This is a genomic window from Vibrio sp. 1288, from assembly GCF_033344475.1.
In genome coordinates this window covers 250,428-276,917 of the sequence record NZ_JAWPOX010000001.1, presented here as the reverse complement: position 1 = coordinate 276,917, position 26,490 = coordinate 250,428, and the positions used below count along the sequence as shown (strand labels likewise).

At 45.0% G+C, this 26,490-nt stretch carries 25 protein-coding genes; 12 read left to right on the top strand and 13 right to left on the bottom strand.

The window, feature by feature from the left end; translation table 11 throughout:
- Positions 1 to 131 precede the first annotated feature (131 nt).
- Together R8O11_RS01185 and R8O11_RS01180 are read right to left on the bottom strand one after the other, a co-directional pair.
- Positions 132 to 611 carry a DUF2780 domain-containing protein gene (locus R8O11_RS01185; RefSeq protein WP_017820297.1) on the bottom strand — a complete coding sequence of 160 codons (480 nt, stop codon included), beginning with the start codon at positions 609 to 611 and terminating at the stop codon, positions 132 to 134.
- A gap of 153 nt (positions 612 to 764) precedes the next feature.
- Complete coding sequence (locus R8O11_RS01180; protein ID WP_005383137.1) at positions 765 to 1,385, bottom strand: FKBP-type peptidyl-prolyl cis-trans isomerase; 621 nt, start codon at positions 1,383 to 1,385, stop codon at positions 765 to 767.
- Between the two features lie 232 nt (positions 1,386 to 1,617).
- Here R8O11_RS01180 and R8O11_RS01175 point away from each other — a divergent pair, with 232 nt between their 5' ends.
- Positions 1,618 to 2,214: a LysM-like peptidoglycan-binding domain-containing protein gene (locus R8O11_RS01175; RefSeq protein ID WP_053303347.1), complete on the top strand. Its 597-nt coding sequence runs from the start codon at positions 1,618 to 1,620 to the stop codon at positions 2,212 to 2,214.
- 91 nt (positions 2,215 to 2,305) lie between these two features.
- Here R8O11_RS01175 and R8O11_RS01170 read toward each other — a convergent pair whose 3' ends face one another.
- On the bottom strand, positions 2,306 to 2,767 hold the full coding sequence (locus R8O11_RS01170) for a GNAT family N-acetyltransferase (RefSeq protein WP_017820295.1): 462 nt from the start codon (positions 2,765 to 2,767) through the stop codon (positions 2,306 to 2,308).
- 142 nt (positions 2,768 to 2,909) lie between these two features.
- On the opposite strand from R8O11_RS01170, the gene dbpA reads away from it, so the two are divergent.
- Positions 2,910 to 4,289, top strand: a complete 1,380-nt coding sequence (dbpA, locus tag R8O11_RS01165) for an ATP-dependent RNA helicase DbpA (protein ID WP_053303346.1) — start codon at positions 2,910 to 2,912, stop codon at positions 4,287 to 4,289.
- Between the two features lie 54 nt (positions 4,290 to 4,343).
- On the opposite strand, the gene R8O11_RS01160 is transcribed toward dbpA, so the two are convergent.
- Complete coding sequence (locus R8O11_RS01160; RefSeq protein ID WP_005379584.1) at positions 4,344 to 4,922, bottom strand: Crp/Fnr family transcriptional regulator; 579 nt, start codon at positions 4,920 to 4,922, stop codon at positions 4,344 to 4,346.
- A 97-nt stretch (positions 4,923 to 5,019) separates the two neighbouring features.
- The gene (gene cpdB, locus R8O11_RS01155) at positions 5,020 to 6,981 is read right to left on the bottom strand and encodes a 2',3'-cyclic-nucleotide 2'-phosphodiesterase (protein WP_047101902.1); all 1,962 of its coding nucleotides are present in this window, start codon (positions 6,979 to 6,981) and stop codon (positions 5,020 to 5,022) included.
- A 275-nt stretch (positions 6,982 to 7,256) separates the two neighbouring features.
- On the opposite strand from cpdB, the gene cobA reads away from it, so the two are divergent.
- The 5 genes from cobA (at position 7,257) to cysC (ending at position 13,167) form a co-directional block, all read left to right on the top strand.
- Positions 7,257 to 8,132 carry a uroporphyrinogen-III C-methyltransferase gene (gene cobA / locus R8O11_RS01150; protein ID WP_031780800.1) on the top strand — a complete coding sequence of 292 codons (876 nt, stop codon included), beginning with the start codon at positions 7,257 to 7,259 and terminating at the stop codon, positions 8,130 to 8,132.
- Between the two features lie 59 nt (positions 8,133 to 8,191).
- Positions 8,192 to 9,100: a sulfate adenylyltransferase subunit CysD gene (gene cysD / locus R8O11_RS01145; protein ID WP_005379592.1), complete on the top strand. Its 909-nt coding sequence runs from the start codon at positions 8,192 to 8,194 to the stop codon at positions 9,098 to 9,100.
- 18 nt (positions 9,101 to 9,118) lie between these two features.
- Positions 9,119 to 10,549 (top strand): sulfate adenylyltransferase subunit CysN, encoded by a 1,431-nt coding sequence (cysN, locus tag R8O11_RS01140; protein ID WP_318193847.1) that lies wholly within the window; start codon positions 9,119 to 9,121, stop codon positions 10,547 to 10,549.
- A 251-nt stretch (positions 10,550 to 10,800) separates the two neighbouring features.
- Positions 10,801 to 12,525 carry an SLC13 family permease gene (locus tag R8O11_RS01135; RefSeq protein WP_005379596.1) on the top strand — a complete coding sequence of 575 codons (1,725 nt, stop codon included), beginning with the start codon at positions 10,801 to 10,803 and terminating at the stop codon, positions 12,523 to 12,525.
- A 24-nt stretch (positions 12,526 to 12,549) separates the two neighbouring features.
- Entirely contained in the window at positions 12,550 to 13,167 is a 618-nt protein-coding gene (cysC, locus tag R8O11_RS01130; RefSeq protein WP_005379598.1) for an adenylyl-sulfate kinase, read from the top strand.
- Positions 13,168 to 13,255: 88 nt separating this feature from the next.
- Here the strand turns inward: cysC and R8O11_RS01125 are convergent, their stop codons facing one another.
- The 7 genes from R8O11_RS01125 to R8O11_RS01095 all read right to left on the bottom strand — a co-directional run bounded on the left by R8O11_RS01125 (position 13,256) and on the right by R8O11_RS01095 (position 18,886).
- Positions 13,256 to 14,161 (bottom strand): TIGR03899 family protein, encoded by a 906-nt coding sequence (locus R8O11_RS01125; protein ID WP_171344404.1) that lies wholly within the window; start codon positions 14,159 to 14,161, stop codon positions 13,256 to 13,258.
- Between the two features lie 322 nt (positions 14,162 to 14,483).
- The gene (locus R8O11_RS01120) at positions 14,484 to 14,978 is read right to left on the bottom strand and encodes a DUF3299 domain-containing protein (protein WP_005379600.1); all 495 of its coding nucleotides are present in this window, start codon (positions 14,976 to 14,978) and stop codon (positions 14,484 to 14,486) included.
- A 4-nt stretch (positions 14,979 to 14,982) separates the two neighbouring features.
- Positions 14,983 to 16,242, bottom strand: a complete 1,260-nt coding sequence (locus R8O11_RS01115; protein ID WP_017820287.1) for an ABC transporter permease — start codon at positions 16,240 to 16,242, stop codon at positions 14,983 to 14,985.
- On the bottom strand, positions 16,239 to 16,967 hold the full coding sequence (locus R8O11_RS01110) for an ABC transporter ATP-binding protein (RefSeq protein ID WP_318193846.1): 729 nt from the start codon (positions 16,965 to 16,967) through the stop codon (positions 16,239 to 16,241). The genes R8O11_RS01115 and R8O11_RS01110 overlap by 4 nt, the downstream gene beginning before the upstream one ends.
- A 52-nt stretch (positions 16,968 to 17,019) precedes the next feature.
- Positions 17,020 to 17,673 carry a zinc uptake protein ZrgA gene (gene zrgA / locus R8O11_RS01105; protein WP_017820285.1) on the bottom strand — a complete coding sequence of 218 codons (654 nt, stop codon included), beginning with the start codon at positions 17,671 to 17,673 and terminating at the stop codon, positions 17,020 to 17,022.
- Positions 17,674 to 17,807: 134 nt separating this feature from the next.
- Positions 17,808 to 18,107 carry a DUF2607 family protein gene (locus R8O11_RS01100; RefSeq protein ID WP_318193845.1) on the bottom strand — a complete coding sequence of 100 codons (300 nt, stop codon included), beginning with the start codon at positions 18,105 to 18,107 and terminating at the stop codon, positions 17,808 to 17,810.
- Positions 18,108 to 18,334: 227 nt separating this feature from the next.
- On the bottom strand, positions 18,335 to 18,886 hold the full coding sequence (locus R8O11_RS01095; protein ID WP_005383122.1) for a YtfJ family protein: 552 nt from the start codon (positions 18,884 to 18,886) through the stop codon (positions 18,335 to 18,337).
- A gap of 215 nt (positions 18,887 to 19,101) precedes the next feature.
- On the opposite strand from R8O11_RS01095, the gene R8O11_RS01090 reads away from it, so the two are divergent.
- Positions 19,102 to 19,302 carry a DUF1107 domain-containing protein gene (locus R8O11_RS01090; protein ID WP_005379612.1) on the top strand — a complete coding sequence of 67 codons (201 nt, stop codon included), beginning with the start codon at positions 19,102 to 19,104 and terminating at the stop codon, positions 19,300 to 19,302.
- A gap of 70 nt (positions 19,303 to 19,372) precedes the next feature.
- Here R8O11_RS01090 and msrA read toward each other — a convergent pair whose 3' ends face one another.
- A complete protein-coding gene (gene msrA / locus R8O11_RS01085) occupies positions 19,373 to 20,011 on the bottom strand; it encodes a peptide-methionine (S)-S-oxide reductase MsrA (RefSeq protein WP_005379620.1) in 639 nt (212 codons plus the stop codon).
- 167 nt (positions 20,012 to 20,178) lie between these two features.
- Between msrA and R8O11_RS01080 the strand changes: the two genes are divergently transcribed.
- The 4 genes from R8O11_RS01080 to R8O11_RS01065 are packed head-to-tail and all read left to right on the top strand — an operon-like array spanning position 20,179 to position 26,456.
- Entirely contained in the window at positions 20,179 to 21,891 is a 1,713-nt protein-coding gene (locus tag R8O11_RS01080) for an autotransporter assembly complex family protein (protein ID WP_318193844.1), read from the top strand.
- Positions 21,888 to 25,652 (top strand): translocation/assembly module TamB domain-containing protein, encoded by a 3,765-nt coding sequence (locus R8O11_RS01075; RefSeq protein WP_318193843.1) that lies wholly within the window; start codon positions 21,888 to 21,890, stop codon positions 25,650 to 25,652. Before R8O11_RS01080 ends, R8O11_RS01075 begins: the two co-directional genes overlap by 4 nt.
- 44 nt (positions 25,653 to 25,696) lie before the next feature.
- Positions 25,697 to 26,044 carry a gamma-glutamylcyclotransferase gene (locus tag R8O11_RS01070; RefSeq protein WP_053303337.1) on the top strand — a complete coding sequence of 116 codons (348 nt, stop codon included), beginning with the start codon at positions 25,697 to 25,699 and terminating at the stop codon, positions 26,042 to 26,044.
- Positions 26,045 to 26,093: 49 nt separating this feature from the next.
- Positions 26,094 to 26,456, top strand: coding sequence for a DUF2799 domain-containing protein (locus R8O11_RS01065; protein ID WP_017633454.1), 363 nt, complete (start codon positions 26,094 to 26,096; stop codon positions 26,454 to 26,456).
- Positions 26,457 to 26,490: the final 34 nt, after the last annotated feature.

The window sequence follows — 26,490 nt, the reverse complement described above, 5'->3', positions numbered from 1 at the left end:
TTCGTAAGAACGAGAAAGCCGAGCATTAGCTCGGCTTTTTTGTATCTGTAATTCTGTAAACCTTTATATCCAGCCTGCATTTATTTCAACCCATGCAGACTGGCAATTTAAAAAGTGATTATCACTTACGCTTATTTACTAGTATTCCACAACCCGCCCAACGAACTTAGAAGCCCTTCGCTAGCGCCTTGCTTGTTCAAGTAATCCAAGATTACTGGAGCAAACTGACTGATCATAGATGGGTCTAAACCTAACGTATCGAATGCACTTTTTACTGCACTGATATTCTCAATATTTCCTAGTAAGCTTTGTGCTCCTTGCAAGTTTGAAAGTCCAGGAATCAAAGACTGTAATTCACTACTATTTTCTTGCGAAAGCTGGCTTTGAGCCAAAGCGAGTAGCGCACCACTGCCTCCGGCTGCTTGCTCAGTGGATACTGGTAATTGGCTAGTTAGCATGTCTGTTAATGGAGATGACTCGGTGTTCAAGCTGCTGCCGACCATGTCCATCAGACCACTTTCTTTACTTTTTTGAGTGACTGAATCTAAGAATGCGTGCGCACTACCAATGTTGATTGATAGGAGTGCTAGAGTTAGGAGTGTTTTACGCATAGTACCTCCAAAGGTTGAGCGTTTTTTAAAAGTGATTTTATTTTTAAAGGCTATCAGAGTGAAAGGTTCAGAGGTGAGAAAGTCTATTCAGTTTAGACAAAAAAACGGCGCTAGTGCGCCGTTTTATTTAATCATAATTGAAAATGGTTTCAATTAGATAATATCTAATAGTTCTACTTCGAAAACTAAAGCTGCAAATGGAGGGATAGCCGCACCAGCGCCACGCTCACCGTACGCAAGATCTTGTGGTACGTATAGCTTCCACTTAGAGCCAACAGGCATTAGTTGTAGTGCCTCTACCCAACCTTTGATTACACCTGTAACAGGGAATTCAGCAGGTTGACCGCGAGATACAGAGCTATCGAATACAGTACCGTCAGTTAGCTCACCGTGGTAGTGAACGCGAACTGAGCTTTCTGCTGTAGGAACTGCACCAGTACCTTCAGAAATGATTTCGTACTGAAGACCAGAGTCTAGAACGTTAACTTCAGGTCGTAGAGCGTTGTCTTTTAGGAACGCTTCGCCTTCTGCTGCCGCAATTTTTGCTGCTTCTTGGCGAGCTGTTTCTGCACGAGTGTGAAGTTCTTGTAGTGCTTTGTTGATTTCATCAATTTCGATTGATGGCATGTCACCAGTTAGTGCTGTTGCAATACCTGCTGCGATAGCATCAACGCTAAGACCTTCAAGACCAGAGCCTGCAAGTTGCTGACCCATTTGCAGACCAATGCCGTAGCTTGCTTTTTGTTCTGCAGTTTCAAATTTAATTTCAGACATGAATGTCGCTCTTATTAGGAGTGATAAAGGTATCAGGATATCAGTTTCGAGCTTAGGTTTAAATGATTGCGACCGAATGCTTAATTGAGGCGGCCAGGTTGTGACTTATCTCTTACTCCAAGTGAAATTTCTGCTAATTTAATCCCAATTCCATTTTAGTTTGGTGAAAAACATATACTCTCCGCGTCGGTATTTTTATACTGGCCGTAGAAGTATTAAGGGACTCATTACAATGAATCGTCGCAGAAAGAAAAAGCAGCAAGTCGACTATGTCGAATTGGTTAAACAAAAATTCGCTGCTATCGACTGGAAGCAGCCGTTCAACAAAGAGCAATGGTTGGAGCGTATACAGCCTGTTAAGCAGTTTTGGTTGCGTCTGCCTAAATTTCATCAGCGTGCTTTGATGGTCTTAGTGCCATTGATTCTGGTACTCCTTGTTATTCCTTTGCCGAATAAAACAGAACAACCAGTTGAGCAGACTGAGGTCGATCATCCACGCGTAGCGATTGAGCTGAACGCGCAGAGTTTAAGCCAGCAGAGAACCTCTCAGAACTCTGGACCGAAATCTGAAGACTGGAAAGAGTACACGGTTAAAAATGGTGATACATTAGCGCAGGTTTTCAGAAGTAATCAGCTCTCTATGGCGGATCTTAGCGCTCTAGTCAAAATAGAGGGCAGTGATAAGCCGCTAAGCCAAATAAAGCAGGGACAATTGATTCGCTTTAAGCTTAGTGACGAAGGTGAGTTAGATATGCTACAGCTGGAAAAAAGCGGGCGGTCCGTTATGTTTTTCCGTTTATCGGATGGGACCTTTGGACGTAACAAGTAAACGCTTCAAATGAAAAGACGCGAAGATATCGCGTCTTTTTAGTTAGTTTTTCATAGCGATTAGTTTTCATAGTAACCAATCGAGTTGAAGCTTATAGCGCTACGGATTCTTTCCGCATATCCACATGAGGGATACCATCTTCAAGATAGCACTCTGAGATAACCTTGAATCCATGACTAGCATAAAACTGGATGAGGTGTTCTTGAGCACCTATATCTATTGTCTGTCCTGGCCATAATGTTTCGCATTGTGCCAAGGCCTTGTCCAATAACTTATGACCTAAGCCACCGCCTCGCGCGGTCTGCTTTGTCACCACTCGACCAATACTCACATTGTCATACGTAGTGCCTGCGGGCAGTAATCTTGCGCAAGCAACCAGTTCATCACCGTGATAGCCTATTAGATGATAAACGCCTTCCAGCGTGTCCTTACCATCCAGTTCAGGGTAAGGGCAGGTTTGTTCAACAACGAATACATCCACACGCAATTTCATCATTTCATACAGCTGCGTGGTTGTTAGCTGAGCAAAGGGCAAAGTAATCCAAGTGAGCATGTTGTTATCCGTAATGAGAATAGAGTGACTGACTTTACTTTGTTTTGAGCTCATACTCATTAACAAAGGTTAATTAGCACTGGTTTTCCCACCAAATCTGGTGATAATGTGCCCTCTTTCCATCTCACCTGAGGATATCCCCGTGAGCAAACAAACATTCGATCAAGTTGGGCTTAACCCAGCGTTACTCGCCACACTTGATTCCCTGAACTATACCCACATGACGCCAATTCAAGCTTTGAGCTTGCCTGCAATCCTAAAACATCGTGATGTCATCGGGCAGGGTAAAACGGGCTCAGGTAAAACCGCTGCATTTGGTTTAGGGGTTTTATCGAACCTCAACGTCAAACGCTTTCGTGTCCAGTCATTAGTATTGTGTCCAACACGTGAGCTTGCAGATCAAGTAGCGAAGGAAATTCGTACTTTAGGTCGCGGCATTCATAATATTAAAGTGCTTACTCTCTGTGGTGGGATGCCTATGGGGCCACAAATTGGTTCGTTAGAGCATGGTGCGCATATCCTAGTTGGTACTCCTGGTCGTATTTTGGATCACCTTGAAAAAGGCCGAATTGATCTTAGCGAACTGAATACCTTGGTGCTAGATGAAGCTGATCGCATGTTGGACATGGGTTTCCAAGACGCATTAGATGCAATCATCGATGCAGCGCCAAAGCAGCGTCAAACTCTACTTTTCAGTGCTACTTTTCCAGAAAAAATTGAGCAAATTGCGCAGCGTATAATGCAGACACCGGAAGTGATTAAGGTGGAATCGACGCATGATACTTCAAGCATTGCGCAGTACTTCTATAAAGTTGAAGGCTCGGAAGCGCGTGATGAAGCATTGGCGAATTTACTGCTGACTCACCAACCAGAGTCCGCGGTTGTTTTTTGTAATACCAAAAAAGAAGTGCAAAGTGTCGCAGATGAGTTGCATCACAAAGGATTCAGCGTTATCGATATCCATGGGGACTTAGAGCAGCGTGAACGCGACCAAGCATTGGTGCAGTTTGCTAACAAGAGTGTGTCTATCCTTGTTGCAACAGACGTTGCGGCGCGTGGTTTGGACGTTGATAATCTTGATGCTGTCTTTAACTTTGAGCTATCGCGCGATCCTGAGGTTCATGTGCACCGTGTTGGTCGTACAGGTCGTGCGGGTAGTAAAGGTTTAGCGTTCAGCTTTTTTGGTGAGAAAGACGGTTTACGTGTAGCTCGTATTGAAGAATACCTAGAGATGGACGTGGTACCAGCAACATTGCCTGCCAAATCAAATCAGCAGCCATACCAAGCGAAGATGGTGACGATTAACATTGATGGCGGTAAGAAACAGAAAGTACGACCGGGTGATATTTTAGGTTGTTTGACAGGAAAAAATGGTATTCCAGGCTCTCAAGTCGGAAAGATTCACCTATTCCCTGTGCGCGCTTATGTTGCCGTCGAAAAGTCTGTGGCTAAAAAGGCTCTACAAACCATTAGTAACGGCAAGATGAAAGGGCGCCAGTTCCGGGCGCGAATTCTTAAATAGCTCAAATAGCAGAGAAAAAGCTCTTCGTTTGAAGAGCTTTTTTCTTTTTTGAGTTTATTTGAGAGTGTGATCTTTGGTTAAGCGTGCTTTGATTCGACTCAAACTGATTGGCGTAATGCCCAGGTAGGCCGCAATTTGACTATCGGTAATACGTTGCTTTAAATCTGGGTAATGAGCGCAAAATAATTGATATCGTTCCTCTGGAGAGTAGAGCAACATAAAGCGTTCTTTATTCTCTTTATTAACCAGTTGGTTTTCGAGTAGCTTTAAGTAAATGGCGTGCTTTTCTGCTCGCCAGTGATGCAACGTTTCAATTGGCAAGCAAAATAGCTGACAAGCGCTCAGCGTTTCCAATAAGTAAGGCGAAGGTTGGTCCTTTATTATGCTCTCAAACCCGATAACCCAGTCCTTCTCCCAATAAAATTCTTTACTGAATTCTTTGCCGTGCTCAGTAAGATAGCTTGCGTGGCATAACCCCTCAATGATGAAGTAAAGGTGTGAGCTCAACTCCCCTTGGTGATTAAGAATGTGGCGTGTAGGCAGTTCGAGCAACTCACCATTTTCAATAAGTTGGTTTGCTTCTGTCTCTAAAAAGCCATGATTGACTAAGTCTGAAAAAAGATCGATGTGCATGTGATAACTCGGAAACGGTTTTCTTTATTTTAACGGGTTTTATTGATAACAAAAAAGCGGCTCATGAGAGCCGCTTAGTGTTGCTGTCAAATCAACCTTATTTATTCAGATCGATTTGATAAATTGCGAAACCAATGTCGTCTGTTGACACGCGTTTCATTGGGTATTGTCCTTTCTCTTTGATGAACTGCGCCGCTTTATCGCTAGGGGAGGTTTCGAAACGAATATCTAGCTTGTTATCGGACTTAATCGGTGCGAAAGACCAGTTGTTGTCAGCGCTTGGTGTCACTTCTCCTTTTTCTTCACTCACGCGAGAAATATAAGTGGCGACGACAGAGCGGTTTTCATCTGGTGCGTCAAATGCAATGAAATCTGGGCCTGTACCAGGGAAAGTATTGCTATAAGCACGGTAGTTATTGGTTGCGATGATGAAATCTTGCTTCGGATTGACAGGCTTACCATTGAACGTCAGATTCACAATGCGCTGAGAATCTGGATTAATCACTTTACAATCCGCATCGTACTTCGGCGGTTGGGTAACGTCGATTTGGTAGTTAACCCCATCAATAACATCGAAGTTGTACGTACGGAAATTATCCCAATCAATCAAAGATTGCGGTTTAGGATTGTTGATGTCGATGTGGTTGAATTGACCCGCACTGCACTCTAGCCATTCGCGAACTTCTTTACCTTTCACTTTCATCGCAACCAAGGTGTTTGGATATAAGTAAAGATCGGCCGCATTACGGAAGGTGAGCTGACCGGATTCTACTTCTGTAAAGTTATTCGGATCGTTCTTACGACCGCCGACTTTAAATGGTGCTGCCGCACTCAGTACTGGAATGTCAGAAAGGTCTGGGTCGCCTTGAATAAAGCGTTCTACGTAGTCTTTCTGAGCAAGGTTAACGATTTGAATGGTGGGGTCGTCCTGCACTAATGCCAAGAAGCTGTACATGACATCATTTGCTTTGCCGATTGGTTGGTTTACAAATTCACGAGTGCCTTTGTGATCTTCTTCTAACGCTTTCACAATATCTGCATCGGCTTTAGCTAATGACTTCTTATTTACTTTATCGAAGATAGGGCGTGCTTCTGCTTGGCCTTCGACGACTTGCCATCTGCCGTCTTTCTCTTTTAGCATCAAATCCATCACACCTACGTGACTTCCCCAGCGGCCCGGCATCACGGACGTTACACCATTGATGGTCCCTTTATCTATATCAACACCAGGTAGGTTTGCGAAGTCTTTCCCTGGGAAGACGGCGTGAGAGTGGCCAAAAGCAATCGCATCAATACCTTCAACTTCTGTGAGGTAGTAAACAGAGTTTTCAGCGCCTAGTTTGTATGGATCAGTAGAAATGCCTGAGTGTGGAATCGCCACAATAACGTCTGCGCCTTCTTTCTTCATCTGAGGAACCAGCTTTTTCGCTGTCTCAGTGATGTCTTCAGCGAAGACTTTTCCTTCTAGATTCTTCTTATCCCATACCATGATTTGTGGCGGGACGAAGCCGATGTAACCCACTTTGATTTCGTGGCTTTGACCATCAGTGTCTTTGAACGTGTGCGTTTTAATTAGATAAGGTTTGAAGTAGTGCTCGCCTGTCTTCTTGTCGAAAACGTTAGCACTAACATAAGGGAAGTTCGCACCGTCGATAGAGTTTTTCAGGAACTCAAGGCCGTAGTTGAATTCGTGGTTACCAATGTTACCCACATCGTAATCCAACTGGTTCATCGCTTTGTATACCGGGTGGATTTCGCCAGCGTTAATCCCTTTCGCCGCCATGTAATCGCCCATTGGGCTGCCCTGAATTAAATCACCGTTATCTACTAGTACCGTGTTTTCTGTCTCGGACTTAGCTTGTTTCACTATTGTCGCTGCGCGACTTAAACCGATTTGCTGTGATGGTTGGTCTTTGTAGTAATCGTAATCCATCACGTTGGTGTGAATGTCGGTGGTTTCGATAATACGAAGCTTGATGGTATCGGCCATTGTTGGGCCAGCAAGCGTTAGCATGCCACTTAATACTGCGAGGGAAATAGGATGAACTGCCACTTTCATTTGGTGCTCCAATTCAATGATAAGGGGAAATCGCACTGCGTAATGTATCAAACACAGATGCAACTCGATGATAAAGATACAGAAAACTGTGAACATTAATCAGTTTACTGAACCTTATTCATATTAACCGCCGACTTTTTCACGCTTTTGAATGAGACCAAACAAAAACTTCTTAGCAGATTTTTGAATAAAAAATGAAATTTTAGAATTTCAGGTAATATAAACGCCCCGCCATAATGCTTGCATGACGATATCAATGGACGATGAGCAAGCACATGGCAACGAACGATTCAGTCACTTCTTTTCCTAAACCAAAGCCCCGGTTAGTTTCTGACAACCCAGTCGCTGGTGTTACTCGTTTTGCAAAGCAATCGCTACAGCCTGGTGAAGTCGCCTTAGTAGGTGCAGGACCAGGCGATCCTGAACTTCTGACGGTGAAAGCACTGAACTGCTTGCAGCAAGCTGACGTGGTTTTGTACGACTACTTGGTGTCTGAAGAAATCATGGCATTGATTCCAAGCGATACGATTTTGGTGTGCGTTGGGAAGCGAGCTGGGCATCACAGTGTGCCGCAGGAGAAGACGAATCAGCTTTTGGTGGATTTTGCCAAGCAGGGCTACAAAGTAGTGCGCATTAAAGGTGGGGATCCGTTTGTATTTGGTCGTGGTGGTGAAGAGTTAGAAGTGCTTGCTGATGCCGGCGTTCGTTTTCAAGTTGTCCCTGGCATTACCGCAGCAGCTGGCGCAACCGCTTATGCTGGTATTCCACTGACTCATCGTGATTATGCGCAATCGGCCATCTTTGTGACTGGCCACTTGAAAGAAGAAAGTGATGAGATGGATTGGTCCACGTTGGCGCGTGGGAATCAGACTTTAGTGATCTACATGGGGCTGATGAAATCACACTATATTCAGAATCAACTCATTAAGCATGGCCGTTCAGCGTCGACTCCGATTGCCATTATTGAGCGTGGCACGCAGATTCAACAAAAAGTATTTACGGGAGAACTCTCCCAACTCTCTGATTTATCGAAGGAAGCACAATCGCCATCTTTGATTGTTGTCGGAGAGGTAGTGCGACTGTCTCAAAAGTTAGACTGGTTTTTGTCTAGTACTGAATTCAACAAAAGTGCTATTGCCAACTCCATATAATTTCAGACCAAAGATTAGAGACGTAATGCGCCTTCAAGCTTAAAAAGGAAATACAAAACATGGACCAACAACGTTTAACTCACCTTAAACAACTCGAAGCGGAGAGTATCCATATTATCCGCGAAGTTGCGGCTGAGTTTGATAACCCAGTCATGATGTATTCGATTGGTAAAGACTCATCAGTGATGCTGCACCTAGCGCGTAAAGCTTTTTACCCAGGTAAGATTCCATTTCCATTGCTGCATGTCGACACCGATTGGAAGTTCCGCGAGATGATTGAATTTCGTGATCGCACCGCGGCCAAATACGGTTTTGAGCTTTTGGTACATAAGAATCCAGAAGGTCTAGCCATGGGCTGTAGTCCGTTTGTTCATGGTTCTTCTAAGCACACTGACATCATGAAGACTCAAGGCTTAAAACAAGCGCTGAACAAGTACGGTTTTGATGCGGCCTTTGGTGGTGCGCGCCGCGACGAAGAGAAATCACGGGCGAAAGAGCGCGTGTATTCATTCCGCGATAAGAACCATACATGGGATCCTAAAAACCAACGTCCTGAGCTATGGAAGACGTACAACGGCCAGGTCAATAAGGGTGAGAGCATTCGTGTATTCCCGCTGTCTAACTGGACTGAGCTTGATATCTGGCAATACATCTATTTAGAAAACATCGAGATCGTGCCGCTTTACCTCGCGGACAAACGCCCAGTTGTTGAACGCGATGGCATGCTGATCATGGTTGATGATGATCGTATGGAGCTTCAACCGGGTGAAGTGATTGAAGAGAAGAGTGTGCGCTTCCGTACCCTTGGTTGTTATCCATTGACCGGGGCCATCGAGTCTGAAGCAAACACTTTAACTGGCATTATTGAAGAGATGCTGGTGGCAACGTCGAGTGAGCGCCAAGGCCGAGCGATCGACCACGATCAGTCAGGATCGATGGAGCTTAAGAAACGTCAAGGTTACTTCTAAAGGATCTAAGGAAAGATAATGAACAGTGCAGTTGAAGCTCAATTAGCCGAGCTTGGTATCGAAGGCTATTTAACACAACACCAGTACAAGTCGTTACTTAGATTCTTGACTTGTGGCTCGGTGGATGACGGTAAAAGTACATTAATCGGTCGCTTACTCCATGACTCAAAACAAATTTATGAAGATCAGCTAGCGGCAGTGCACTCAGACAGCCAACGTGTGGGTACCACGGGTGAAAAGCCTGACCTTGCGTTGTTGGTCGATGGCTTACAAGCTGAGCGCGAGCAGGGGATCACGATTGATGTGGCTTACCGCTATTTCTCGACGCAGAAACGTAAATTCATCATTGCAGATACTCCTGGACACGAGCAGTACACACGTAACATGGCTACAGGTGCATCGACATGTGACTTAGCTGTGATTCTGGTTGATGCACGTAAGGGCATTCTCGATCAAACTCGTCGTCACTCTTTCATTTCCAACCTGTTGGGTTTGAAGCACTTTGTTGTGGCGATCAACAAGATGGACTTAGTGGATTACTCCCAAGAGCGCTTTGAAGAGATCCGCGACGAGTATTTGAAGTTCTCTGAGAATCTGACAGGGGATATTGATATTCAAATCATCCCGATCTCAGCGCTTGAAGGGGACAATGTGGTGGATAAAGGCCAAAACCTGACTTGGTTTAAAGGCCCATCATTGCTTGAGCTTCTTGAAACGGTCGATGTGGATCAAGAAAAAGGCGCGGGTGAATTCCGCTTCCCTGTGCAATACGTTAATCGTCCTAACCTCGATTTCCGTGGTTTTGCGGGGACCATTTCTTCTGGTTCGATCAAAGTCGGTGATGCCATTAAAGCATTGCCATCGGGTAAAACGTCAACTGTGGCTCGTATTGTGACCTTTGATGGTGATATCGAAGAAGCTCGTGCCGGATTAGCTGTCACTCTGACGCTAAGCGATGAGATCGATATTAGCCGTGGCGACTTAATTGTTCTAGATAATGCTCAAGTGGAAACCACAAACCATTTGCTTGCCGATGTGGTGTGGATGACAGAGCAACCCCTGCAACCGGGTCGTGACTATGACATCAAAATCGCAGGTAAGAAAACCGTAGGTCATGTTGAAGCGATTCGTCATCAATATGACATTAATAATCTCTCGACTCATAACTCGGCAGAGCTGCCATTGAATGGTATTGGTTTGTGTGAATGGTCTCTTAATGAGTCAGTCGCGCTGGACAATTATCAAGACTGTGCAGATACCGGTGGCTTTATCATTATCGATCGTCTGACAAACGTGACGGTTGGTGCTGGCATGGTTAAAGAGAGCCTCGCCGTGGTTGAGCGCGATTTGACGGACATCTCTGCGTTTGAAGTTGAGCTTAATGCGCTTGTCCGTAAACACTTCCCACACTGGGAAGCAAAAGACGTCAGCCAGTTTCTGAAAAAGTAACTGGCTTACCCAAGTACGATAATTTCAGGCTCTGTCTGCTGTTGTACTTGGGGCGTCGCTACCTAACTGAATTGCGAAATGTCGTTAGGTATTCTCCTAATACCAGAATGCTTCGGTGGAGCCCAAGAAAACCGAGCATTCTGATGTTCTTTTCGCTTGCGCTGATTTTTGTCTGTTTACTCGTTTGTCGGTGTTTCATTGATAAATGAGTCGTTGTTGTGCCCTTTGGGGCTATTTGGTAAGGAAAGGCTATGTGGGAACAAGGGTTTGTGTTAGCGATTTTGCTTGGCATTATCACTTGCTTGCTTGTCACGAAAATTAAGCCTAGTTACGTCTTTGCGGGTGCCGCTTTTATTGCATTCATGGCTGGGATGATGGATTCAGCCACTATCGCATCCAATTTTACCAACTCTTCATTGTTAACCCTGGTTCTATTGATTCTTGCATCCTGTGCTCTAGAAAAAACACTGCTGATCAGTTGGGTGAGCCGAAGTATCTCTGAGGGTCAGTTAGGCAGCGTGATTGCTAAGCTCGGTGTGTCGACCGCCTTGCTTTCTTCATTTACGAATAATACCGCTGTGGTTGTCTCATTGATTGGGGCGATTAAGCGTAATCAGCAGCATGCACCTTCGAAATTACTTATTCCCTTGTCTTACGCCGCCATTTTTGGTGGCACGTTAACTTTGATTGGTACGTCGACTAACTTAATCATCAACAGCTTTGTCGAAGACGCAGGCTTACCGAGCCTGAGCTTTTTTACACCTACGATGATAGGTTTGGCTGTGCTGGTGGGAGGGATGCTGATTCTTATCCCGCTCAGCTACTTGCTACCGAATTATGATGATCAAAACCAAGAAGATTTACCTTACTTTCTTGAGTCTCGCGTTGAGCCAGGCTCACCGCTAGTTGGGCGTACGATCAGCGAGAATAATTTACGTGCTCTGCGCAAACTGTTTCTTGCAGAAGTGGTGCGCGATGGTGTTACTGTTTCTTCTGTGGGACCGGATTTTGTGCTCAATGCAAAAGACCGCCTGTTATTTTGTGGCGATGTTGAGAGCGTCGCGACCCTGCAAGAAATTCCGGGCCTCAAGTTGTTTGGTCAGCAGCACTTAAATGGGCAAAACTTTATCGAAGTTGTGGTGAGCTCGTCGGCGACATTTTGCTACAAAACCCTCAAAGAGAGCCGATTCCGCGACCGATTCGATGCCGTTGTTGTGGCGATTCGCCGAGGCCACGAACGCCTAGAAGGTGGCTTGGGTAGTATTACCTTAGCGCCAGGGGACACGTTAGTTCTGGTTCCAGGCAAGCGTTTTGAGTCTGAACGCCGAGCTCATCGTAAAGAGTTTGTCTTAGTGCATGACTTGGACTCTAGCGCTCGGCTTGATACCAATAAGTCTTCCATTGTATTACTGGGCTTTGCAGCCGTAATTGGATGCGCTCTATTAGAGTTAGTGCCAATTATTAAAGGTCTAGCTGCGTACCTTATCGCGCTTATTGCGTTTGGTATTGTGCAGATTTCAGAACTGCGCCGCCGTTTTCCGATCGATATCGTCGTGATTGTCGGTTCCGCTTTGTCTATTGCTCAACTGATGATCTCTTCTGGATTGTCAGAAAGAATGGGAGTGATGTTTATTGAAGCGTTTAATGGCTGGGGAGTATTTGGTGCCTTGGTGGCGACTTATATCATGACATTGGTACTCACTGAATTGGTGACAAACAATGCCGCGGCTGCGCTTTCTTTTCCTATCGGCTATAGCATGGCGGTGGGTTATGGCGTGGATCCGATGCCATTCATCATGGCGGTTTTGTTCGGCGCGAGTGCGAGCTTTATCTCTCCCTACGGTTACCAAACTAACCTGCTGGTGTACAGCGTAGGAAATTACAAATTGACCGACTACGTGAGAATTGGAGTGCCAATTTCGATTGTGTACTCTGTATTAGTACTTACTTTGATCCCGGTCTTTTTCCCGTTTTAATTCCGATATTTACAAGGATACGTTATGACTGCCGAAACGACGGTAAAAGATGAAAACATTGTTTGGCACCAGCATTCGGTTGATAAACAGTTTCGTGCTGAATTAAAGAAGCAAAAACCTGCCGTATTGTGGTTCACTGGTTTATCTGGAGCGGGTAAATCAACCGTAGCTGGGGCGTTGGAAAATCGCCTTGCAGCATTGGGTTACCACACCTATTTATTGGATGGTGACAATGTACGACATGGTTTGTGTAGCGATTTAGGTTTTTCTGAACAGGACCGTCGCGAGAACATTCGTCGCATTGGTGAACTGGCGAAGTTGATGGCAGATGCGGGTTTAATTGTTCTGTCGGCGTTTATTTCACCGCATCGTGCAGAGCGGAAGTTAGTGCGCGATTTATTGCCAGAAGGCGAGTTTATCGAAGTGTATGTCAATGCATCTCTAGAGGTTTGCGAAGGTCGAGATCCTAAGGGTTTATACCGTAAAGCCCGTGCGGGAGAGATTCCTAATTTCACTGGTATTGATTCGGAATATCAAGCGCCAGAGAACCCTGAAATCGATTTGCCCGCGGGAGAAAAGAGTGTCGATGAGCTGGTGGATTTGTGCTTAATCGATCTTAAACAACGCGGTGTGATCCGATAAAAATCATTTAGATCATAGGTGACCTAAAGCTCTTTGAGCGGCTGGAGAAGTATTTGGATCATAGGTGGTCAAATGCTTCTCCAACTGGCTAGACAGTATGATGAACCGTACTTTTAGCTTCACTATGGACACTAAATCTATGATTTAACAGTGCAAGCATTTGCTCGTAGTATTCGGCATGTGGTTTGTTTCCGAGCAAGGTGCAGAGCTCATTGCCTGTGGGTGTGAAGCGGTAATATAAAAGGCGGACACCTTTACTGTTTACGTGCAGCGACAAGTTTTTACCTTGGTAGGTGAGGACCAACGGTGTCTCGATACTAATTTCGCCAGATTCAAGTTCGGCACTGTGCAGCAGCCCTAATTCAATTAAGAGCAACAAGCTTGAATACGGCAGTTGAAAACTTCCCATATTTAGGCTGTTGGCGACGTCTCGCTTGCCGAAGCTAAATATGCCTCCTTGCGCTTTGTAACCAATCAGCAGTTTTCTGCTGTGATCCCCTCCAAAACTGCACGCTAAAGAGGCGGCTCTTTGCAGAGTTTGTGCTTCCTTTGGTGACATATCTTTGAGGGTTTTCAACGCTTTCATGGACGTTGAGCCCGGATTTGTCACTTCACGCTTCATCACTTGAGCCCATAGCTTTTGCATCGCGCTGTTATGGATGTCTTGAGCCATCTCAAAAAATCGATGCAACCAATCTTGGTCTGGCTCTCCCGCTGTCTCATCTCGGCATGAACTGTGCGCTAATTTTAAAATCTGTTCTAAGTTTTTTTGTCGCTGTTCTTGGCGTCTTTGCTCTCGCAATTGGGCTCTTTCAAACGCAGATTTGGCTGGCGGTTCGGTTTGCAGTAAGGCGTCAAGACCGTGTATTTGGGCTATGGTTTTTACCTTACTAGCACTGTCTTTTATGTAGCCTTGTTTCTTTTCTTGTTGCGTATTTTTTTTTGTGTCTGACTGATGTTCGATGACAACAGGTTGCTTTGTCGGGTCTGCCATTCGTTTTCCTACCAAGAACTGCGTGGTTCGCACGTTTAAATTTACACCTTATCTGACCAAGCGACCAGACAGGAGTTCTCAGTTTTTGAACGAATAGGGCTATTCAAAATGATAATGAGTTGTTAAAATTGTTATCGTTATTTTGGAGGGGCTATGAAGTTCTCAGAAGCAGGTAAACTCAAAAAGCACCTGTCGATAGCGTTTCTTTTGGTTATTTATGTGGGCGTATTAGCGTATTTATCTCGTTATATCGTGTAGCACAAAGCTAAAAAAGGCGCCAGTGTGACGCCTTAGGTGTAGCGAGGCTTATCGACGACTTAAATTACATATCGTCGTAGGCTTCTATTTCTGATCCCTCAATAACGTAAGCCGTTTCTGCCAGTTCGTGGTTTATCGTCTCGGTTTTCAACGTTCCAACCACATATATGACATCCCACAACTCTTGAACAGGCGCGCCTTTCGGAAACTTCACGTAAATGATCTGGTTTGGAGGCGGTGGTGGCACGTGAATACAAGCTCCAAAATATGGCACCAATAAAAATTCGGTGACGGTATCGGCATCACCTTCAAGTGGGATAACAAACCCCGGAATTTTAACTTGGCTTCCGTTCAGTTCTGGTCGAACATTACCAATCTTGGACTGCTGCGCTGCGCCACCACTGTGATCAGATGCAGGCATGCCTATACTGTCGAACAATTTACGCTCTTTTTCTGGAACAAGGTCAATCCAGTCAAGCTTCAATGGTTCTTCGCTGGCCATAACAGGCGCTGTGAATGCGACGACCAGCAAGCAACTTGCGAGTATTTTTTTCCACATTTTATTAAATCCTTATTGTCATTCCGTCACTCAGTGACTGTCGGTAGGCGCGGAGTGCGGGAATGAAACCAATCACAATACCAGCGCATTGTACGAAACCTAATAGCATCCACTCATAAGTAGATAAGATGCTTAAGGTGAGATGTATTCCATAGTGCTGTTGGATGATCGGCTGCGCGATAGCAAGAATGGCATACAGCCCAGTAACGCCAGTAATAATACCAGCAGCAGTAAGCAAGCTGGCTTCACTAATTAAGAGTGAGAAAACATGACGAGGCCTTGCTCCCATGGCACGCAAAATCGCCATTTCACGGCGGCGTTCCTGTAGGCTAGTTAATAGACTGCTTAACATACCTAACAACCCTGCGATCACGACAAAACCAGATACTGCCATTAGGGCTTGCTCTGCAACCGACATCATTCCCCATAACTCATGCAACGCAACGCCGGGCATAATGGCGCTGAGCGGCTCTTTGGGGTAGGTGTTAATTTGTCTTTGCAGGGCGAAAGTTTGAATACGAGATTTCAAACCAACGAGCATAGCGGTAATTTGTTTGGGCTGAAAGTCTCTGTTTTTGAGATCTTGTGCCTTGGGTGTCGGGCCCAAACGCGCACCACTTTCCCATCCGACGTGAATGGCTTCGATGGCTTCCAATGATACATGGACAGTTTTGTCGACTGGTGTTCCTGTAGGTGCAAGGATACCGACAACTTTAAATGGCAGATTGTCATGACGGCTAAAGCCAACGTCGCTAATGCCGTGGGCAATGATGATTTCGCTACCGATATCATAACCAAGTTGTTTAGCGACATCAGAACCTAGCACGGTTTCAAATAAACCATGGAATTCTCTACCCTTGCTAAATGTTAGTGGTTGCTTACTTCCAAACTTGTAATGCTCAAAGTAACTGTGATTGGTTCCCATAACTCGGAAGCCTTTATGCGAGTCGCCAAGCGAGATTGGAATAGCCCAATCGACTGAACGATGATTGGCAAACTCTTGGTAGCTTTTCCAATCGATGTTGTTGGTCGCATTACCAATACGAAACACAGAATAGAGCAATAGGTTCACTTGCCCAGAGCGTCCACCAATAATGAGGTCAGTGCCTGAAATTGTATTAGCGAAGCTATCCTTGGCTTGAGTTCGGATACGCTCGACGCCCAAGAGGAGTACCACTGAAATCGCAACGGTCATTATGGTTAGAATTGCCGTCGCTTTGCGGTTCATCAAGCTTTTCCAGGCGAGCTTTACAACAGCACTCATGATATGGCTCCTAGGCTAGATACTTGATTAATGTCGGGTAGATTGAGCGTGCGATCGAATAAGGGTTCGAGTGTTGGGTCGTGGCTAACGAATACCAGTGTGGCATTGGCTTGATTCGCTTGCTCCATAAGGAGCTCAATAAATGCTTTACGATTGTCATAGTCTAAAGCTGAGGTTGGTTCGTCAGCGATCACTAACTCTGGATGTCCTATCAGAGCTCGAGCCGCAGCCACACGTTGTTGTTGACCAATACTCAATTCAGAGACAGGGCGTGTATGAAGCTCGTTTGGCAGGTGCAGTCGTTCTAGTAGGGCCTGAGCCTGTTCATTTAACGTTTGAGATGAGGCACCTAAATGGGCATGGTCACGTCGTATTTTACTGAACTGACATGGCAATAATACGTTTTCAAGTACGTTAAGGTACGGCAATAAATTGAACTGTTGAAAGATGTAGCCAATATGATTGGCGCGAAAGCGGTCTCTCTGACTGGCACTTAAACTAGCAAGGTCAGTATCGAGTACAGATAGAGAGCCTGAAGTTAATGTGTTAATCCCCGTCAACAAAGCGAGCAAGGTCGATTTACCGCAGCCACTTGGACCTTTGATAAACACATGCTCGCCTTGTGTAATGTGTAATTTAGGGATGTGGATGGTTGCGTTGATTGAACCGGGCCAGAAAAATTGGGCATCCTCTAGCTCGACAACATTTGGTGTGGTTTCAGTCATATTAAATCACCAAAGCTTTGGCGTGTAAGTAGGTACTTACACGCCACTCGTGTTATTTGATTACGATTTGGGTGTTATCTTTGCTTAATTTAATTGCTGATTGCATGGTATCAGTGAATATATTGACGCTGATGGACTCTGTAGTTGGGAACTGGTTAAACCAATCGGTTTGGATTTGGCTAAGCTGATTAACTTGTTCGCAACTGAAGCGATATTGCACCGAAAATTCACCGTGACCGCCATGATCGTGCGCCTCATCATGATCGTCATGGTGGTCATGTTTATCATGATGTTCATTATGATCATGGTGTTCGTGCCCTTCATGATCGTGATGTGCATGGTCATCATGGTCGTGCTCACTATGATCATGTTCCTCATGAGTTTCGCTTAGGTTGTGGCTCACGTAAGCTTCTTCAACATTACAATCAGCTTGTGAGTTAATAGCGAACAATGCGTTGCTGTCTTCGAGTGTAGCGACGGCTTGTTTAAGCGCTTGCTCTTGTTGCGCGTTTTCTGGAGCATGTTCGAAACCCACAACATCAGCTCCAGGAGCTGTGATCTCTACTAACAGATCTTTGCCATCTTGGGCGATATTAAACTCGACGTGACCATGCACATGAGCACCATGCTGGCGGTATTCGTTTGCATTCGCTGCTGTCGATAAAGTGAGGCCAATAGCAAGGGCTAAAACGTGTTTTGATGACATTGTATTTTTCCTAATTTTACTGGCATTAACCAAAGGCGGTATTGCTCAGATTCGAGTTTCACTAAGTTATTGTTCCCTGACACACTAGGTGCGGAAATGAACTCAATAATTTTGAGTGTGGAATAGTTTGGAAATTAAGCAAAATAAGGAGGGGCACGAGCAGCGCCAAGAATTTCTTCGCCGTACACGAGATGCAAAAAAACATGATGATGCTGGGCGCGCGTAAAAGTCGGTGTAGAGAGGGTTGGTTGTACCTTTGCTATACCGTGCTGAACCCCAGAAAATAATTGGCAATGATGATGGGTATGATGGTCGGGCGTCAGATCGACTTGATGGAGTACAACCGCAAAGTTCCAAGCGATCAGCAACGCAACACTGAAAAATAAAGCAGTGCGATACCAATATCTTAGTGTTTTTTGCCGGTGGTGGTACATCTGAGCTCCTCTTACCGACTGTTATAATATAACACCCATAATGAATAAAAGTTCACTCTTTTGTTGGCTAGCAGAAAAATTTAACTCAACACATACGTGCCGAAAAATATTGGTAATACTCTCTGATGGAAGTGTCGCACTTATAAAGAGCAGAGTTATCACTGCCCATGCTTCTAATCAAATTCATATAGCTCCTTACAACAGGAACAAGGAGCCATTCAATGAAGCTAGATGTTCTGTTTAATAAGCTCAATGACTTTTGTTATCTCATCTTGCTCAAGTGCGCCCTCTTTGACAAACAGAACTTTGCCCGTTTTGTCTTGAACAATAATGGCCGAGCTTTCTTCTTTCAGGTCCCAAGTATTAGCAACTACGCCATTTTCATCAAGAACCATGGATGACCAAGGAAACTCTTTTTTGCTGTCTTGAGCTGAAGACTTCACGAAAGAGCCTGTCCCCCAAATTGCATCATCTTGGTTGATGATAGTCGTCGTCTGGTAGCTTTCTTGTGGAAAATTTGCCGCTGTTATTGCCGACATTAAAGGGGCATTCATCTCTTTTGAACTGCTACGGCCTGCGATGGCTTGAATAACACGAACTTTGCCTTGCATATGTTGAGTTGCCCAGGGTTGGTATGCAACGCCTTCGCCTTGTAAAACTATCTCGCCGTAAGCGGCAACATTGACAGGAGGAACGCTTTTTCCTACTGACAAGTTGTGTGCAAAGGTCAAGCTTGGCGTTAAGGCCAGTAGTAGAGGTAGGAGAGTCTTAGTTTTCATATTGTTATATTCCGTACGAGGTTTGGAAGCTTCCAGTATATATCCAGATCTTAGAAATTTGTAGGACCGTTTATAACATTTATTTAACGTATGGAGTGGTGTAATCTTGCGTTATATTTAGAATTTGCTAAAATGAGTTCCGTCGCAAATTGCGCATTAAGATTGCAGAGGAAAAATAAGCAATCCGTGTTTTCTCAAAGGAATTGAGGTGAGTTATGCTACGTGAGTTTGCTGTATATCGACCATTACAAGTGGCCCGTTTTGTTAAAACGTTGTTCAAAGGTCAGTTTTTTATTGTTGGGGTTGGCTGTTTTCAGTTCGACAATGGCAAAGTGTTACTACCTGACGTCAACGATCATAAAAGGCTCACCATCTTTAAAGAAGTCAACCAAGTGATAGCATCATTATCGGCTTAGTTAGCTTGGTACCCACTTAGATTTAGAAAAGAGCGACCATATCGGTCGCTCTTTTTGTTGCTAGTTAGGTTTATCCTTGGAGGCTTGGTGGGAAGCAAACTCCCGTTCCTCCGATGCCACAGTAACCATCAGGGTTTTTCGCCAAATATTGCTGGTGGTAGGTTTCCGCAAAGTAATACGGACCTGCTGGTTGTATTTCGGTGGTGATGTTCGCGCGTTGCTCTTCTTGCAGTGCTTGCTGATACAAGAGTTTCGATTTCTCTGCGCTCTCGAGCTGCTCCGTCGAATAAGTGTAAATTGCAGAACGATATTGAGTACCTAAGTCGTTACCTTGACGCATTCCCTGAGTTGGGTCGTGTTTTTCCCAAAAAACAGCCAGTAGCTTTTCTAATGAGATGACGCGTTCATCGAAAACGACTCGTACGACTTCTGTATGACCCGTTTTACCTGTACAGACCTCTTCATACGTGGGATTGGGTGTGTACCCCCCAGCGTAACCGACCGAAGTAGATACAACGCCGTCGAGTTGCCAAAATACGCGCTCAGCGCCCCAAAAACAGCCCATTCCGAGCAAAATCTGCTGTTGGTGTGACGCAAGAGGCGCCTTTAGGTTAGATTTATTTACAAAATGATGATCGTCAATCTGCATTGGTTGATCTCTACCTGGCAAGGCATCTTCTATACTGATCAATGTTTGTTTGTTGAGCATGGTATTTGTCCTTCAATACGTGTCTTAAATTTGCGAACTTTTTCATTTCGTCTGTATCTGATGCTGTGATGACATAGACCGCGTTAAACCTATTAATATTACAGACTTAGAATCTAATTGGCGTTATCATTATTTACGTTTACTTAACCTCATTCAGCCATAAAAGCATGATAAAAAAAGCTCTCCCCACCATTGTTGGCCTGTTTGCCTTTTCTCATGGTGCCTATGCCGATGTTTCTTTGACTTTGAAAGGCATTGATGGCGCTTTAGAAGAGAATGTCAGTGCGTATCTATCATCTATTCCAGAGAAGGATTACTCCACTTCTCTGCGTTTTCAAGCGAGATTAGATCAAAGTATCACTGAAGCGCTTAACGCGCTTGGGTATTATCATGCAAAAATTTCATACTCTATTCCTGAAGCGAATGATGAGTTAATTGTGCTCATCAAGCCGGGCTTGCCAGTGAAAGTGAAAGTCATGGATGTGGTCATCACTGGAGAGGCCAAGGACGATGAAGAGTTTGCAAAACTTATTGAGCGCTCTCCGCTCAAAGTTGGTCAAGTTTTGAATCAAGGCCAATACGACAGCCTTAAGTCAGGCATTCGTAACTTGGCGCTTCAGCGTGGTTACTTCAATGGTGAGTTTACGCTAAGTCGATTAGAGGTTATCCCTGATCTGAACGAAGCTAATGTCCGTTTGCACTACAGCAGTGGAATACGTTTCAATTTTGGCGACGTTTCTTTTATTGGCAACCACATCTGGGAAGACCGTGTCGCATCACTACAACCTTTTAAAGAAGGGGACCCATACAACGTTTCGAAGCTGGGCGAGTTTAACCAGAAGCTATCAAATACGGAGTGGTTTTCCTCAGTTTTTGTTGAGCCTGAATTGGATAGGCTTGATGATGGCCGAGACTTGCCAATTAAAGTGTCTTTATCTCCTGCTTCGAAGAATCAGATCGAGACGGGTATTGGTTACTCAACGGATGTTGGCGTTCGAGGAACGTTGAAGTGGAAGAAACCTTGGGTGAGCTCCCGAGGACACAGTTTCAACACTGCTTTATCCCTATCTAAGCCAGAGCAAAACGTGACTGCTTCTTACAAAATTCCTTTAGAAGATGTCGCTAACGATTATTATCAAGTTCAATATGGGCTTAAAAACCTAGACAACCGTGACACGCAGAGTATCGAGTCTAACCTTGCAGTGGAGCGTCATTGGTTAGCAGACGGTGGTTGGCATAATACCGTTTATGTTCGTCATTTGTACGAGAGCTTTACGCAAGGTTTACAAGATGATGAATTCAACTTCGTACTTCCAGGTGCGACATTTTCTCGGACTAGGGTTCGAGGGGGCAATATGCCAATGTGGGGAGACAAGCAAAGCATCACTATTGAGTATGGTGATACCGCTATGCTTTCTGAAACTAGAGTGCTCCGCTTAATTGGCTCGACATCTTGGATTCGTGGTATTGGAGAGAATCATCGTGGTTTGTTCCGCTTAGAAGGTGGTGCGAATATTACCGATGAACTTGAAAAACTATCACCGTCGCTGCGTTTCTTCGCTGGTGGTGACAATAATATTCGTGGTTACGGCTATGAATCTATTTCACCTGTGGATGAGAGTGGTGCTTTGACGGGTGGTAAATACATTGTTAGCAGTACATTAGAATATCAATATCGTGTTTATGGAAACTGGTGGGCTGCAACGTTTTACGATATTGGTGATGCGTTTAATGAAACACCAGATTGGAAATCAGGTGCTGGTGTTGGTATCCGCTGGGCGTCTCCGGTGGGCCCTGTTAGTTTTGATTTTGCATGGGGGTTGGATGCAAAACCAGAACGAGAGTTTCGTATCCACTTCTCATTGGGGCCTGAGCTATGATCAAAATGATGTTTAAGTGGACCAAATGGCTGTCGCTCAGTTTGATTGGTCTATTGCTGTTGCTCATCATTATTGTCGCGACAGTTTTGTTTACCCACCCAGGCCTCAAATTTGCCTTGTGGGGAGCTGAAAAAGCATTACCACAATTGCAGATTGAAAAAGTGCAGGGTTCATTGTTTCCTCGCTTCGAACTGCATAACGTCAGTTTTGTCGATGAGTCTTTGAATATCGACGCCAAAGTCGAGCGTTTAGCTTTGGCAGTGAACTTCCGCTGTTTCTTTGACCCTAAGGTCTGTGTCGATGAGTTAAGACTGCAGGGGCTTGACTTTAAGATGCCAGAGCTACCGCCAGCAAGCGAGGAGCAAGAGGAAACACCACCACTGCGTTCTATCAGTACGCCAGTGCCAATTTTTGTTAATAAAGTCAGCTTTAATGACATCAATGTCAATGTGCTGGGCAATCAAATTGATTGGCAAACATTCTCGACCGCTTTGTCGATGCAGGGTGATCGTTTGGTGATCGCACCTACCGCGTTGAAAGACATTAATGTGGCTTTAGCACCAAGTGAGGCTGAACCTGAAGCGGCTGCCGAGGAGCCGAAAGAAACTGACGTTACGCCGCAAGATATTGTGTTACCCGAAGTATGGATTCCACTGACGGTTGAAGCGCGTCGTCTTGATATTCACAATTTCAAACTGGCGGGTGAAACGCCAGTGATCGTCAATCATCTTGGTTTGGTTGCAAGAGCAGGCGGTGAACGTGTTGATGTCAAAACGTTAGAGCTCGACATGCCAGAAGTGGAAGGCAAGTTGAGCACACAAGTGACGCTTTCTTCTGATTACCCTATCAAAGCGCAATTGGACGCGTTAGTGAAGCAAGCGGATGCGAAGGGACAAAAACTGTCGCTTTCGGTCTCGGGTTCGGTTGGTGATTTGTCACTAAATGCTACGCTTTCTGAGCTTGTACAAGCGGAGATCAAAGGTGATATTCAACCGCTTAAAACGCAGTTACCGTTTGATGTCGCGATTAAAAATGTACAGGCGCAATGGCCGCTATTTGGACAAAGCGATTACCAGGTTTCTGTACCAAGCTTGGCGGCAAAAGGCTCACTTGATGGCTACGAAGTCGCATTAGAAACCAAAGCTTCGGGCAAAGATATTCCCGCCGTTGATGTCGCACTAAACGGCAAAGGTACGCTAGAGCAAATTGACCTCGAAAGCCTTGTAGTGAAAACCTTAGGGGGCGAACTCTCTGGGAAAGTCATGGCCAATTGGGCCGCGCCAATCAACTGGCAAGCTGACTTGAACCTGAAAAACATTCAACCAGGTTTACAATGGAAAGAAGCTGAAGGGGATATCAGCGGTAACCTTTCGACTTCGGGGTCGTTAACAGAACAAGGCGGTTGGCAAGTCAGTTTGCCTAAGTTAGACATTGACGGCATTTTGCGAGGGTATCCGCTGAATGTTGAAGGGCAACTTGAAGCGTCTGATAAAAACGGCAAAGGCGAAGACATCCAACTTACCACTCAGGGTTTAGCGCTTTCTCATGGTCCAAACCAACTCAGTGCAAAGGGTAAGTTCGATAAGCAAATTCTGATGGATGTTGAGGTTAACTTCCCTGATTTTGCGAAAAGTGTTCCGGATCTTGCAGGTAAAATGCAAGGTAAAGTCGCACTACGTGGTAGCTTGAAAGAACCAGACATCAATCTTGATCTCGCTTTAAATCAGATAAACTGGCAGCAACAGGCGAACGTAGAAACGATCACCTTAAAGGGTGATGTGAAGCCTCTGCCAGCACCAAAAGCGAACATAAGCCTTATTGCGAACAACATTACCTATGACGACATAAAAGTTGATAGTGCTGACCTTGAAGTCTCTGGGGATGAAAAACTGCATCAACTGACGCTCGATGTAGTGTCTGACCTGGTGTCGACCAGTTTAGAAATTGAAGGGACATTCCAGCAGAAACCAGAAATGATTTGGGATGGGGCGCTGCGCCGCTTGACGCTGAGCTCGCAACAAGGCCCGTGGGCGTTGCAAAAATCGACCGCGGTGAAGGTCAATATCGACAAACAGATCGCGAACGTTCAAGCGCATTGTTGGTTGCAAGCGGAGTCGAGCGTATGTCTAACCGAAGACATTAGTGTCGGTAAGAGTGGCCAGGCGAAGTTAGCCATCAATGATTTTGATTTTGACCAAATCAAACAATTCCTGCCGCCAGAAACCAAGCTGCAAGGCTCGGTTAATGCACAGGCTTTTGCTAAATGGGCACCAGAGAAAAAGCCTGAAGTAACCTTAAGTGTCAATATGCCAAAAGGCCAAGTTGAACAAGCGTTTGAACAGCCAATTAAAGTCGGTTGGGAAAGCTTCAACTTTAAAGCAGCATTAGCGAAAGACAAGCTTGATGCCGAGTGGCTATTTGATGTGAAAGATAACGGTGACTTGTCTGGTAAGGTTTCTTTACTGAATGTCTCGTCTGAAAAGCCCACTATTGATGGTAAGGTTTCACTCTCTACGTTCCACTTGGACTTCTTGGCACCGTTGATTGGTGAGTACAGCTTGTTTAAAGCAAACATGAATACTGACCTAGCGATATCAGGTGACGTTATGCATCCGAAGGTGAACGGTCAGTTCTTGATTGACCAAATGAAGCTACAGGGTGAAGTCACACCGATAGATATAAACTCAGGGCAGGTCGTCATCAACTTTAAAGGCCATCAAGCGGACTTGGATGCCGGAATTTTAACCCCGGATGGTGAGTTGAACGTTACCGGTGATGCCGACTGGCAGGACTTACAGAACTGGCGCACTAAAGCGCGTGTATTTGCTAAAGAGCTCAATGTTGATTTGCCTCCAATGGTAAAAATCAAAGTGGAGCCTGACATGACAATAGATGTGACCCCTCAGCTTGCGAAAATTGAGGGTGATATTAATTTGCCATGGGGCAGAATTGTCGTCGAAGAGCTTCCACCAAGTGCGGTAGGCGTATCGAGTGATACCGTTATTCTCGATAAAAACTTGCAGCCAGTGGACGATGTGGCTGCGATGCCGTTTGATGTGGAAACGAACATCAACATTAAAATTGGTGATGACTTCCAACTTGCCGCTTTTGGTTTAAAAGGTGGGTTGAAAGGGAACCTAAACGTGACACAAAAAGACAAAGGTCCTTTCATCGTTGGTGAAGTGAATGTTGTCGACGGTTCTTATCGTTCGTTTGGTCAGGACTTATTGATTAAAGAAGGTAAGATTCTGATGAATGGTCCACCAGATCAACCTTACTTGTCTATCAAAGCGATTCGTAATCCAGACAATACCCAAGATGATGTCATTGCGGGGGTACAAGTGTCAGGCCCAGCATCTGATCCGAGTATAGAAATTTTCTCAGAGCCCGCGATGAACCAAGCCAATGCACTTTCTTATCTACTTCGTGGTCAAGATATTGATGGTGAAGCCGGTGGTAATGCAATGACAACTACCTTAATTGGTTTAAGCTTGGCGAAGAGTGGTCGTGTGGTTGGTGAAATCGGTGAAGCCTTTGGCGTACAGGATTTACAGCTGGACACTGCTGGGTCGGGCGATGACTCGCAAGTGACGGTGAGTGGTTATATTCTGCCAGGTTTGCAGGTGAAATATGGTGTCGGCATCTTTAACTCCCTAGGTGAGTTCACTGTGCGTTACCGATTGATGCAAGACTTGTATTTAGAAGCGGTATCTGGTGTAGATAGCGCCGTTGACCTACTCTATCAGTTTGAGTTCGATTAAAGTGCTTTAACCTAAGCATACACAGTCATGACTAAGGAGTGGTTATGCAGCATTTGATTTTTGTCTACGGCACGTTACGCAAGGGAGAGTACAACCATCAGTATTTGCGCTCGGCGCAGTTTCTTGGTTTACATGAAACGGATGCTCAATTTGCAATGTATGACTTAGGCCCTTATCCAGCGTTGTCTGATGGGCAACGCTCGATTCAAGGTGAAGTGTATCTGATTGATGATGAAACCTTATCTGAGCTAGATAGGTTAGAAGATGTGCCAGTGGAATATCGCCGAGAGAGCATCGCTACGCCTTTTGGCCAAGCTTGGATCTACTTATATCAAGATACTGAGCAATTAACCGAAGAAATCGCTTCCGGAGATTGGTGTCAAAAGGTGTGAGCTATACTGACATTATCAATAGCAACGAGCTAAACACTAAGGAGTCGCGATGAAAGCATTCGTAATTGGAGTAATGGCGTTGCTTCTTGCTGCATGCGCACAAACAACACTACCGACTTCGAATAATGTGACCGATTGGCAAGTGTTTGGTAAGCAGTCAGCTTTAGATGGATTACGGGAGTTATCTGAGGAGCGAATTGCGAAGCTGGATGATGTTAACCATGCGACGCCAGAACTGATAATGGCTTATCAAGCGGGTTACCAGCAAGGCAAACAAGAGTATTGTGAGCAAAGTGCTTATATGCTCGGTGTTATCGGGCGGCCGTATTTTGGCATTTGTGATGATGTTGACCCCTTCTTTCAACATGACTACGACGCTGGACGAATGTCTTCAGCAGGCGCACCTATCTAGTTGACACAGGTAAGATGAAAGCAAAAGAGCTGCC

Bases quoted from the DNA above. Each gene is read 5' to 3' on its own strand.
- cpdB (WP_047101902.1), bottom strand. From the start codon at position 6,981: ATGAAAGTGGCAGTTCATCCTATTTCCCTCGCAGTATTAAGTGGCATG.
- cysD (WP_005379592.1), top strand. From the start codon at position 8,192: ATGGACCAACAACGTTTAACTCACCTTAAACAACTCGAAGCGGAGAGT.
- R8O11_RS01080 (WP_318193844.1), top strand. From the start codon at position 20,179: ATGATAAAAAAAGCTCTCCCCACCATTGTTGGCCTGTTTGCCTTTTCT.
- R8O11_RS01175 (WP_053303347.1), top strand. From the start codon at position 1,618: ATGAATCGTCGCAGAAAGAAAAAGCAGCAAGTCGACTATGTCGAATTG.
- msrA (WP_005379620.1), bottom strand. From the start codon at position 20,011: ATGCTCAACAAACAAACATTGATCAGTATAGAAGATGCCTTGCCAGGT.
- cobA (WP_031780800.1), top strand. From the start codon at position 7,257: ATGGCAACGAACGATTCAGTCACTTCTTTTCCTAAACCAAAGCCCCGG.
- R8O11_RS01115 (WP_017820287.1), bottom strand. From the start codon at position 16,242: ATGAGTGCTGTTGTAAAGCTCGCCTGGAAAAGCTTGATGAACCGCAAA.
- R8O11_RS01120 (WP_005379600.1), bottom strand. From the start codon at position 14,978: ATGTGGAAAAAAATACTCGCAAGTTGCTTGCTGGTCGTCGCATTCACA.
- R8O11_RS01100 (WP_318193845.1), bottom strand. From the start codon at position 18,107: ATGTACCACCACCGGCAAAAAACACTAAGATATTGGTATCGCACTGCT.
- R8O11_RS01095 (WP_005383122.1), bottom strand. From the start codon at position 18,886: ATGAAAACTAAGACTCTCCTACCTCTACTACTGGCCTTAACGCCAAGC.
- R8O11_RS01065 (WP_017633454.1), top strand. From the start codon at position 26,094: ATGAAAGCATTCGTAATTGGAGTAATGGCGTTGCTTCTTGCTGCATGC.
- R8O11_RS01135 (WP_005379596.1), top strand. From the start codon at position 10,801: ATGTGGGAACAAGGGTTTGTGTTAGCGATTTTGCTTGGCATTATCACT.
- zrgA (WP_017820285.1), bottom strand. From the start codon at position 17,673: ATGTCATCAAAACACGTTTTAGCCCTTGCTATTGGCCTCACTTTATCG.
- R8O11_RS01070 (WP_053303337.1), top strand. From the start codon at position 25,697: ATGCAGCATTTGATTTTTGTCTACGGCACGTTACGCAAGGGAGAGTAC.
- R8O11_RS01075 (WP_318193843.1), top strand. From the start codon at position 21,888: ATGATCAAAATGATGTTTAAGTGGACCAAATGGCTGTCGCTCAGTTTG.
- R8O11_RS01125 (WP_171344404.1), bottom strand. From the start codon at position 14,161: ATGGCAGACCCGACAAAGCAACCTGTTGTCATCGAACATCAGTCAGAC.
- R8O11_RS01090 (WP_005379612.1), top strand. From the start codon at position 19,102: ATGCTACGTGAGTTTGCTGTATATCGACCATTACAAGTGGCCCGTTTT.
- R8O11_RS01160 (WP_005379584.1), bottom strand. From the start codon at position 4,922: ATGCACATCGATCTTTTTTCAGACTTAGTCAATCATGGCTTTTTAGAG.
- R8O11_RS01170 (WP_017820295.1), bottom strand. From the start codon at position 2,767: ATGCTCACTTGGATTACTTTGCCCTTTGCTCAGCTAACAACCACGCAG.
- cysC (WP_005379598.1), top strand. From the start codon at position 12,550: ATGACTGCCGAAACGACGGTAAAAGATGAAAACATTGTTTGGCACCAG.
- cysN (WP_318193847.1), top strand. From the start codon at position 9,119: ATGAACAGTGCAGTTGAAGCTCAATTAGCCGAGCTTGGTATCGAAGGC.
- R8O11_RS01180 (WP_005383137.1), bottom strand. From the start codon at position 1,385: ATGTCTGAAATTAAATTTGAAACTGCAGAACAAAAAGCAAGCTACGGC.
- R8O11_RS01185 (WP_017820297.1), bottom strand. From the start codon at position 611: ATGCGTAAAACACTCCTAACTCTAGCACTCCTATCAATCAACATTGGT.
- R8O11_RS01110 (WP_318193846.1), bottom strand. From the start codon at position 16,967: ATGACTGAAACCACACCAAATGTTGTCGAGCTAGAGGATGCCCAATTT.